We start from the raw sequence: 8,358 nt of genomic DNA, 5'->3' as shown, positions 1-8,358 counted from the left end.
CTCGCCGCGCGCGCCGGCTCCGCGCCGCCCGACACCGCGGTGCTGCACGCGGCGAGACCCGGAAAGGCCGGAACGGCCGGCATTAAGCCGGCCAAGCTCAAGGCGGTCAAGGCCAAGCCGGCCAAGGTCAAGGCAGTCAAGGTCAAGCCGACCAAGGCCAAGCCGGCGAAGCCTGCCAAGCCCGAGAAGGCGGCCGCTGCGCCGGCGGTTCCGCCGGGCAAAGTGGCAAGCAAGGCTGGGGGCAAGGCCGGGGCTAAGGCCGGCCAGGCCGGGGGCAAAGGCGGTGCCGACAAAGCCGCCGCGCCCGCGCGGCCGGCGTCGGCCAAGGAACGGAAGAAGACTCCGGCGGGTTCGGGCGAACGCGCGCCGGGCAAGGCGCCGCATCTGCTTCATTGAGCGAAACCGTGCCGGCGCTCCGGCCGGGTCCCGCTGCGGTCCGCGCGTCCGCGTCGGAACGGGCGCGTGGCTCTCAAGCCGCGGGCGGCTCCACCGCGCGGCGGTAGAGATGCCAGGTGGTGTGGCCGAGCACCGGCAGCACCACAAAAAGTCCCAGGAACAGCGGCACCACGCCCACCACCAGCATGCCCACGACGATGATGCCGTAGACGATCATGGGGCCGGGGCTCGCCAGAACGGCCTGGACGCTCGTGATCATGGCCGTGACCACGTCCACGTCCCGGTCCATGAGCAGCGGAAACGAGATCACGGTGATGGAGAACAGGCCGAGCGCCAGCGCCGCGCCGATCACGTGGCCGACGGCGAGGAAGCTCAGCCCGTCGGCGGTCGTGAACAGCACCTGCGTGAATTCCTGCAGCGAGGCGAACGAGGCGAAGCCGAGGAACAGAGCGAGCAGCAGCCGCACCTGATACATCCAGATGATGAAGGCGAAGATGGTCACGAATGCCATCCAGCCGAGCTCCCGGCGCCTCTGGGCAAAGGCGGTGCGCAGGACGCCCGCAAAGGTGGGCGTGCGGCCGGCCTCGATCTCGCGGCTCACCTCATAGAGGCCGGCGGCGACGAACGGGCCGATCAGCACCGAGCCGGCGGCCAGAGGATAAGCGAGGTAGGCCACATCGAGCGCGAACACGGTGGCGAAGATGAGCAGGCCGCCCAGCGCATAGATGCCGCCGAAGAACAGGCCGATCGCCGTGGCCTTGCGGAAATCCGAGACGCCGGCTTCCAGCGCCCACGTCAAATCGGCGAACGTCACCGGCCTTACTTTTGGGAAAGCCGCGACGGCCGTCCCGCTCTGCTTCACCACATCCGCCATGTGCGGCCTCCCGCGTGCGCCCTCCCCAGGGCTCTTCGCATGCGGCACGCTGGCCGATGCGCAGCTTTATGGGGAGAGAGTGGGAGGGGCGGCGGCGGTTGTAAAGCCCGTAGACTTCCCGAGGCGCCTCATCCGGTCAAAGCATCGATGCGGGCCGTGGCCATGCGCATGCGCGCCGCCAGCAGCACGGCGAGATTGCGGATGATGCGCCGGCCCGCCGCCGGATGACCCTTGGAAAAGTCCTCGAACGCGTCGGCGCCGACTTCGAGGCAGACGATCTCGGTCTCGCTCCAGATGTCGGCGTTGCGCGGCTGGTCGATCAGCGCCAGCTCGCCGAAGGCCATTCCGGGGATCATGGTGGCGATGCGCACCCCAGTCATGGACCGGGCGCTCGCCATGCCGCGGAGCAGGAAATAGACCTTGGGGGTCGGCTCCACGGCCGAGACGATGCGCACCCCGGCCTCGAACGCCACGCGCGTGCCGAGCCGCGCGAAGGCGGTGACCTCCTCATGCGACAGGCCGTCGAGCAGCGCCTGGCCGGAGAGGTCCGCCTCCTCGGCGCCGCGCGCGAAGCCGCCGTGGCGGTAGACCACCTGGTCCTCGGCCCATTCGACCGCGGCGTCGTAGGTCGGGAAGGCGCGCACTTTCACGCCCTCCTGCGCCAGCTGGCGCACCCGCGGCCCAATTTGGGACAGGCCGTCGACGCCCGCCAGGACCACGGTGGTGGCGGGCGGGATCTGGCTCTCGATCATCTGCGTGAACAGGCGCATGCCCGCATCCGTGATGGTGGCGACGCGGTGCAGGTTCAGGATCAGGAAGTCGGGCAGGCGGGCGGGGTCGGCGAGGCGGCGGGTGACGTAGTCCATGGTGGCGAAGGAGAGCTTGCCGGCCAGCTCCACCACCCGGATCGCGCCCGACCGGTCGTCGAGGATGCGCTGCTCGCCGGCGCGCCGGCCGGGCTTGGCGGGCACGGTGCGGAAGTCGTAGTCCGCCACCAGGCAGGCGCGCACGTCGTCCTGGCGCGAGAGCATGTGCAGGTCGAACGCCTCCGACATGGCCTCGCAGGTCTTGATGCCGCGCACGCTGTTGCCGTGCTGGTCGAGGCGCGGCGAGAAGGTGCCGAGCCCGAGCTGGGACGGCAAGGCGGCGAGGATGCCGCCGCCGACCCCGCTCTTGGCCGGCACGCCGACGCGGTAGATCCACTCGCCGGCGAAGTCGTACATGCCGGACGAACTCATGACCGCCAGCGTGCGTGCCACCGCATAGCTGGAGAACACGCGCGTGCCGGTGAGCGGGTTGACGCCCTGGTTGGCGAGGCTGGCGCCCATCACCGCCAGGTCGCGCGCCGTCACCAGCACCGAGCACTGGCGGAAATAGATGTCGAGCAGGCGGTCCACGTCGCCGGCGACGCCGCCATAGGTGCGCAGCAGGTAGGCGATGGCGCGGTTGCGGTCGCCGGTGGTGCGCTCGGACTGGAACACCGCCTCGTCCACCACCAGTTCCCGCCCGGCGAGGCGGCTCAGCGTCGCCCGGATCAGCTCGAAGGTGCCGTCGCCCTCGGCGGTCGCGATCAGGCCGCAGCAGGCGATGGCGCCGGTGTTCACCATGGCGTTGAAGGGCCGGTTGTCGGGCCTGAGGCGAATGGAGTTGAACGCCTCCCCGCTCGGCTCGACGCCGATGGAGGCCTCCACCCGGTCCGGCCCCAAAAGGTCGAGCGCCAGCGCGAACACGCCGGCCTTCGAGATCGACTGGATGGTGAAGGGAATCTCCGTGTCGCCCGCCTCGTAGACGTGGCCGTCTATGGTGGCCACCGCGATGCCGAAATGGTCCGGGTCCGCCTTGCCCAGCTCGGGAATGTACTGCGCCACCTCGCCGGACTGGTCGGCGGCGAAGTCGCGCTGGCAGCGGCGCAGATAGGCGAGAAGCGGGGTCTCGCGGGCGGGCGGGGCGGAAGGGGCGGCGGCATCCGGCTTCGGCAAGGACGGGCTCCGGCGATCGGGGGCACGAAGGCCGAGCCTATCTTGATTTGCCGCGCGGTGGATACGGTGCGCGGCCGTCAGGCGATCAGCAGTTCCCGCTCCGGCGCCCGCAGGATGCGTGGCGCATGGCGCAGGAAGGCGTCGGCGAGCGGGGAGGCGGGGTCGCGGTCGGAGGTCACGAGGCCCACCGGCTGGGTGCGCACCGGGTCCACCAGCGCAAGCACCTGGAGGCGGTCCTGCGCGCTCAGCGCCTGGACATGGCTTGACGGCAGGATGCCGCCCCAGGGGCCGGAGCGGATTACGGTCCACACGCCCTCGAAGGAATTCACCTCGATGCGCGGCTCGCAGGCGATGCCGGCCTCGGCGAAGATCTGGTCGACGATGCGCCGGTGCTGCATGTCGCGCGTCAGCAGGCACAGCGGGCGCCGCGCCGCCTCGGACCAGGTGAGGTGGTCGCGGACCTCGAACCATGCGGTGCAGGTGACGAAGACGTAGCTCTCCTCATAGAGCGGGCGGGTGCGCACCGCGCCAGCGGCTCGGCGTGCAGGTAGGTGATGCCGGCCTCGATCTCCATCTCGTCGAGCGAGCGCTGGATGGCGGCCGAGGGCATGGACTGCACCTGCACCCGCACCTTCGGGTGGCGCTCGCAGAAGGCGTTCACCAGCGTCGGCAGCGAGGGCAGGGCGCCGGGAATGGCGCCGATCCGCAGCACCCCGGACAGGCCCCCGCCGGGATCGGCCAGTTCCTGGCGCAGACCGTCGAAGTCCGCCACCATCCGCTGCGCCCAGACCAGCGCCCGCTCGCCGTCCAGCGTCAGGCCCTGATAGCGGTGGCTGCGGACCACCAGCGCCCGGCCCAGTTCCTCCTCCAGCTTGCGGATGCCGGTGGACAGCGCGGGCTGCGACACGTGGCAGGTGCGTGCGGCCCGGCCGAAATGCCGCTCGCGGGCGACGGCGACGAGATATTCGAGCTGGCGGATCAACATGGCGACCTCCTGAAGGGAGATACGTTATTTTAGATCGGGAATAACGACAAGCGGCATCCCGCTTTGCTAGAGTGCTTCAAAAGCGGGGCGACGGTCCGCCCGCTATAGGCGAGCACCGTTTATGGCATCCCTGAGCGTGCGCATCGATCTTGGCCCCGAACTCAGGATCGGCCCCGGCAAGATCGAGCTTTTGGAGAAGATCGCGGCGTTCGGTTCCATCTCGGCCGCCGGGCGGGCCATGGACATGTCCTACCGCCGCGCGTGGGAACTGGTGGAGGAGCTGAACGGCACCTTCGAGAGCCCGGTGGTGTCCGCCCAGACCGGCGGCAAGCGCGGCGGCGGAGCGGTGCTGACGCCGTTCGGCCTCTCCCTCGTGGCCCGCTACCGCGCCATCGAGAGCGCGGCGACCCAGGCGGCGGCGGTCCATCTCGATGCCCTGCAAAGCGAGCTGGCGCTCAGGCCGCCTCCAGGGTGATGAGCAGGCCCACATGGTCGGATATGCGCCGGCCCGTCGGCGCCAGGTTGGGGAGGGGGACCACGCTGCGGCAGCGCAGGCCGGAGCCGAGCGCCAGATGGTCGATGGCCGACCTCGAAAGCCCCGCGATCTCGCCCGCCGTCGCCACCTCGAAGCGTGACGCCAGCACCCCGGTCAGCCGCTCGAACACGGCATGCGGCGCGGATCGCCGCGGGATCGCCTGGTTGAAGTCGCCGAGCAGCAAGGTCCGGGCGGTCTCGGGCGTTCCGGCGAGGATGGCGTCGAGCCCGTCCAGGTAGCGCATGTGCTCCTGCCAGGGCTTGCTGTCTTTGCGCCCGGTCGTCACCTGCGCCATGTTCCAGGGGATGCAGACGCCGATCACGTCCAGCGGCCCGAGCGGCGTCTGCGTCCGCCCGCGCACGAAGCGGCCGGTCGGAAGCGCGCCGTGGCCGATGCTGTCCACCCCGGTCCAGGGCGACCGGCTCCACAGCATCGCCTTGCGCCGTCCCGGCACGGGCCGCCCGCCGTAGTCGGCCTCGGCGGCGATCAGGTGCGGCTCCGGCAGCATGTCGAGATTGGCCTCGGTCAGGCAGACGAGGTCCGCGTCGCTCTCGGCCATGATGGCGCGGGCGGCGGTGCCGCCGGGCGTTCCGGCCCGCTGCCATTCAAGGTTCCACAAGAGGACTTTCAGCGTGGCCATGAGGTGTCGCCCCGATCGTTGAGGCTCTCTGCTTAACCCAGGCGCTGGCGATGCGACAGCTTGGCCCCGCCGCAGGGGAAATCTGGACGCGGGCGGCAAAATCGCTAAGTTCCCGCGGCCCGGGGGTCGCCACCCGCGGGCGCGCCAGACCGTGCCGATCGAGCCGTGCCGATCGAAACCGTGCGACGCCGAATGTGGCGTGCCGCACGCTCGCCTCCGGTCCGCGCCGCCACCGCCGAAGGACGCCGAGCCCGTGAACCACAGCCAAACCCAGATGCCGCAGCTCTCGCTGGCCAAGGACAAGATCAAGGTCCTGCTGCTGGAGGGCGTGAACGACAGCGCCGTCGAGCTGATGCGCGCCGCGGGCTACACCAACCTGACGCGCCTCCCCAAGGCGCTCGACGGCGATGCGCTGCGCGAGGCCATCAAGGGCGTCCACATCCTCGGCATCCGCTCGCGCACCCACATCACGGCGCCGGTACTGGAGGCGGCGGACCGCCTCATCGCCATCGGCTGCTTCAGCGTCGGCACCAACCAGGTGGACATCGACGCCACCCGTGCCCACGGCATCCCGGTGTTCAACGCGCCCTTCTCCAACACCCGCAGCGTGGCGGAACTGGTGATCGGCGAGATCGTCATGCTGCTGCGCCGCATCCCCGAGCGCTCCCGCGCGGCGCACGAGGGCAAGTGGGACAAGTCCGCCACCAACAGCCTGGAGGTGCGCGGCAAGACGCTCGGCATCGTCGGCTACGGCAATATCGGCTCGCAGCTCTCCAACCTCGCCGAGGCCATTGGGATGCGGGTGATCTTCTTCGATCTCACCGACAAGCTGCGCCACGGCAATACCGAGCCGGTGGGCAGCCTCAACGACCTGCTCGCCCAGTCCGACGTGGTGAGCCTGCACGTTCCCGAGACCCCGGCCACCCACCGCATGATCGGCCGCGCCGAGATCGCGGCCATGAAGAAGGGCGCCTATTTCATCAACAACAGCCGCGGGACGGTGGTGGACCTCGACGCCCTCGCCGAGGCGCTGCGCGAGGGCCGGCTGCGCGGCGCGGCGGTGGACGTGTTCCCGGTGGAGCCGAGCGCCAACGGCGAGCGCTTCGTCACCCCGCTCCAGGGCCTCGACAACGTCATCCTCACCCCGCACATCGGCGGCTCCACCGAGGAGGCGCAGGAGCGCATCGGCGCCGAGGTGGCACGCAAGCTGGTGGACTATTCCGACAGCGGCACCACGGTCGGCGCGGTGAACTTCCCGCAGGTGCAGCTGCCGGCGCGCCCGCTGGGCACGCGCTTCATCCAGGTGCAGCGCAACCTGCCGGGCATGCTCGGGCGCCTGAACGAGGTGCTGGCCCGCCACCAGGTCAACATCGCCGCGCAATATTACGAGACCGCCGCCGACATCGGCTATGTGGTGCTCGATGCGGACGCCTCGGCCGCCGACAGCCAGCGCGTGCTGGAGGACATCCGCGCCCTGGAAGGCACCATCCGCGCGCGCCTGCTCTACGAATACAAGATCTGAGCGCCGAAAAATCAGACGCGGGCGGACGCCGTGCGTCCGCACCGACGCTCGCATAGGGAGACGAGAAGGATGCCGAGCCCTCAGGCCGAGAGCTATGCCGACATCCGCGCCGCCGTGCGCCGGCTGTGCGCCGACTTCCCTGGACCCTACTGGCGCGCGCTCGACCGGGAGATGGCCTATCCCTCCGCTTTCGTCGAGGCGCTCACCCGATCGGGCTTCCTCGCCGCTTTGATCCCGGAAGAGTATGGCGGCGCCGGGCTGCCGCTCTCCGCCGCCGCGGCGATCCTGGAGGAGATCCAGCGGTCCGGCTGCAACGGCGGGGCCTGCCACGCGCAGATGTACACCATGGGCACGGTGCTGCGGCACGGCAGCGCGGCGCAGAAGGAGCGCTGGCTGCCGGAGATCGCCGCCGGGACGATCCGCCTCCAGGCGTTCGGCGTCACCGAGCCCACTTCCGGCACCGACACCACCGCGCTCAAGACCACCGCCCGGCGCGAGAGCGACCATTATGTGGTGAACGGCCAGAAGATCTGGACCAGCCGGGCCGAGCATTCCGATCTGATGCTGCTCCTCGCCCGCACCACGCCGCGCGACCAGGTGGCGAAGAAGACGGACGGCCTCTCCGTGTTCCTGCTCGACATGCGCGCGGCGCGGCAGGAGGGCCTCTCCATCCGCCCCATCCGCACCATGATGAACCACGCCACCACCGAGGTGTTCTTCGACAATGTGAAGGTGCCGGCGGAGAACCTCGTGGGCGAGGAGGGCAAGGGCTTCCGCTACATCCTCTCGGGCATGAATGCCGAGCGCATCCTGATCGCCGCCGAGTGCATCGGCGATGCCAAGTGGTTCCTCGAGAAGGCCGCCGCCTATGCCCGCGAGCGGGTGCTGTTCGGCCGGCCCATCGGCCAGAACCAGGGCGTTCAGTTCCCCCTGGCGAAGGCCTATGCGGAGATGCGCGCGGCAGAGCTGATGGTTCAGGAGGCGGCGCGCCTCTACGAGGCCGGGCAGGACTGCGGCGCCGAGGCGAACATGGCCAAGATGCTGGCGGCGGATGCCTCGTGGGCGGCGGCCAATGCCTGCGTCCAGACCCATGGCGGCTTCGGCTTCGCCGAGGAGTACGACGTCGAGCGCAAGTTCCGCGAGACCCGGCTCTACCAGGTGGCGCCTATCTCCACCAACATGATCCTGTCCTACCTCGCCGAGCACGTGCTCGGCCTGCCCCGGTCCTATTGAGGAGGCGCCGCCATGGCGGAACTCGACATCGCCCATCTGCGCACCTGGATCGGCCGGGAGGAGCGCGTCAGTGACCGCGTCACCGCACGCGGCGTGCGCGAGATGCGCGCGACGCTGGACATGGCGCCGGGCGAGCCCATGCCGGGCGACGAGGCGCCGCTCGCGGCGCAATGGTGCCTCGCGCCGCCCGCGGT

The 8,358-nt window shown here is 70.2% G+C and carries 9 protein-coding genes and 1 pseudogene; 5 read left to right on the top strand and 5 right to left on the bottom strand.

The annotated features are described in order from the left end of the window. Positions 1-396, top strand: a 396-nt coding sequence (locus tag AC2W7M_RS14620) for a hypothetical protein (protein WP_486132984.1), incomplete at its 5' end; no start/stop codon positions are given. A gap of 73 nt (positions 397-469) precedes the next feature. On the opposite strand, the gene AC2W7M_RS14615 is transcribed toward AC2W7M_RS14620, so the two are convergent. From AC2W7M_RS14615 to AC2W7M_RS14600, 4 genes are all read right to left on the bottom strand, one after another. After that, positions 470-1,270, bottom strand: coding sequence for a DUF2189 domain-containing protein (locus tag AC2W7M_RS14615; RefSeq protein ID WP_486132983.1), 801 nt, complete (start codon positions 1,268-1,270; stop codon positions 470-472). A 128-nt stretch (positions 1,271-1,398) separates the two neighbouring features. Next, complete coding sequence (gene glsA / locus AC2W7M_RS14610) at positions 1,399-3,249, bottom strand: glutaminase A (protein ID WP_486132982.1); 1,851 nt, start codon at positions 3,247-3,249, stop codon at positions 1,399-1,401. 77 nt (positions 3,250-3,326) lie between these two features. After that, positions 3,327-3,773, bottom strand: coding sequence for a LysR family transcriptional regulator substrate-binding protein (locus AC2W7M_RS14605; RefSeq protein WP_486132981.1), 447 nt, complete (start codon positions 3,771-3,773; stop codon positions 3,327-3,329). Beyond that, complete coding sequence (locus AC2W7M_RS14600) at positions 3,656-4,234, bottom strand: LysR family transcriptional regulator (protein ID WP_486132980.1); 579 nt, start codon at positions 4,232-4,234, stop codon at positions 3,656-3,658. The genes AC2W7M_RS14605 and AC2W7M_RS14600 overlap by 118 nt, the downstream gene beginning before the upstream one ends. A gap of 121 nt (positions 4,235-4,355) precedes the next feature. Here AC2W7M_RS14600 and AC2W7M_RS14595 point away from each other — a divergent pair, with 121 nt between their 5' ends. Continuing rightward, the gene (locus AC2W7M_RS14595; RefSeq protein ID WP_486132979.1) at positions 4,356-4,709 is read left to right on the top strand and encodes a winged helix-turn-helix domain-containing protein; all 354 of its coding nucleotides are present in this window, start codon (positions 4,356-4,358) and stop codon (positions 4,707-4,709) included. Here the strand turns inward: AC2W7M_RS14595 and AC2W7M_RS14590 are convergent. Further along, positions 4,690-5,409: an endonuclease/exonuclease/phosphatase family protein gene (locus AC2W7M_RS14590; protein WP_486132978.1), complete on the bottom strand. Its 720-nt coding sequence runs from the start codon at positions 5,407-5,409 to the stop codon at positions 4,690-4,692. The genes AC2W7M_RS14595 and AC2W7M_RS14590 overlap by 20 nt on opposite strands. 274 nt (positions 5,410-5,683) lie before the next feature. Between AC2W7M_RS14590 and serA the strand changes: the two genes are divergently transcribed. The 3 genes and pseudogenes from serA to AC2W7M_RS14575 all read left to right on the top strand — a co-directional run. Continuing rightward, a complete protein-coding gene (gene serA / locus AC2W7M_RS14585; protein ID WP_486132985.1) occupies positions 5,684-6,931 on the top strand; it encodes a phosphoglycerate dehydrogenase in 1,248 nt (415 codons plus the stop codon). A 69-nt stretch (positions 6,932-7,000) separates the two neighbouring features. Beyond that, positions 7,001-8,164: an acyl-CoA dehydrogenase family protein gene (locus AC2W7M_RS14580; protein ID WP_486132977.1), complete on the top strand. Its 1,164-nt coding sequence runs from the start codon at positions 7,001-7,003 to the stop codon at positions 8,162-8,164. Between the two features lie 12 nt (positions 8,165-8,176). Continuing rightward, positions 8,177-8,358 (top strand): annotated as a pseudogene (locus AC2W7M_RS14575) (FAS1-like dehydratase domain-containing protein); the annotation flags it as partial.

The organism is Xanthobacter sp. BG11Y11_SDJG (assembly GCF_057364445.1).
This window is presented reverse-complemented; position numbering and strand designations above follow the sequence as displayed.